General features: G+C 65.9%; 1 protein-coding gene. It reads right to left on the reverse strand.

The window, feature by feature from the left end; translation table 11 throughout:
* Positions 1–12: 12 nt before the first annotated feature.
* On the reverse strand, positions 13–1296 hold the full coding sequence (locus D0D28_RS35395; RefSeq protein ID WP_116115555.1) for an ISL3 family transposase: 1284 nt from the start codon (positions 1294–1296) through the stop codon (positions 13–15).
* Between the last annotated feature and the right edge of the window lie 114 nt (positions 1297–1410).

Genomic DNA, 1410 nt, shown 5'->3' on the forward strand with positions numbered 1-1410 from the left:
GGCTCTGTTGATCTATGTGTGGGTGCGGTCAGGTAGTTCGGGGCGGTAGCCGCCGAGCGCGAGGAGTGCGAGGGAGATCAGGGCGTCGGCGTGTTTGAACCCGAAGGCCAGGCGGGTCAGTAGCCGGATCTTGGTGTTGGTCGATTCGATCAGCGCGTTGGACAGACCGTGATCCAAGCTCGCGTGGATCGCCGGCAGCTCGGACCGGATAGTGCGGGCGAGCTTGACGAACTCGGGTATCCGGCAGCGCACTGCCCAGGACAGCCACCGTTGCAGCGCTTCTTTTCCGGCCTGCCCGCCCACGGCGAAGACGTGTCGAAGGCCTTCTTTGAGCAGGTAGGCGCGGTAAAGCCGGGGGTTGGTCTTGGCGATCCAGGTCAATTTGTGACGCTGATGATCGGTGAGGTTGTCCGGGTTCTTCCACAACGCCCATCGTGCGCGTTTCATGCCTTGAGCCGGACCGGCTGAGGCGGTGCGGCCACGCCGGTCTTTGTGGCTTCCGCCAGGCTGGCGGCGTGCGGTATTCCATACCTGGCGCCGAACCTGGTCTAGAGCATCGGTGGCCCATTTGACCACGTGGAACGGATCAGCGCAGCGGATCGCGTCCGGGCAGTACTGTTCGACGGTCCGCGCGATCCACGCGGCCGCGTCCGCCGAGACATGCGTGATCTGCGCGCATCGATCGGCTCCGAGCAACTCGAAGAACACGGCCAACGTCGGTTTGTCGTTGCCCGCCGCCGCCCATACCAGCCGGCCGGTGTCGTGATCGACAACAATGGTGAGATATCGATGGTTCTTCTTATAGCTGATCTCATCGACCCCGATTCTGCGCAGCCCGGCCAGGCGATCCACCCTCGCGTCGATATCGGCCCGGACCCGGGTGATGATCGAGCCGACCGTCGGCCAGGCGATCCGCATCAGCTGCGCGACCGTGGACCTCGACGTCGCGGTCGCCAGCCAGGCGACGGTGTCGTCGAACGCGCGGGTATGCCCAGCACCGTGCCGCGCCCAGGGCACCGCACTGACCACGACCCCGTGCTGGCGACACCGCACCCGGGATGCGTCCGCCTCGACGAACGCCTGAATAGTTCCCAGGTCCAGTGCACGCCATCGCCGCCGGCCCCGGCCGGCGTCATACCGCGGGCATCGCCGCGAGCACACCCCGCACCGGTCACGATCCCGGCTCCGGACCCGCACCGCGGCCACCAGCACCTGCGCGGCCCCATCGAACTCGACCGACTCCACGACCGCCGGATTCACACCCAGCAACCGACCCCATATCCTGGCAGCGGGCACGTCGTTCTCCGTCTATCCGGTTTCTGTTCCTCGACAGCTCAGAAACCTAGACCCAGCAACGACGTGCCCCTCCGCTACCTGGGCAGACCCACCCACACATCAGTACAAAGAGCC

Origin of the sequence: Amycolatopsis ruanii (assembly GCF_003385175.1) — a bacterium.
Lineage (GTDB): Bacteria > Actinomycetota > Actinomycetes > Mycobacteriales > Pseudonocardiaceae > Amycolatopsis_E > Amycolatopsis_E thermalba.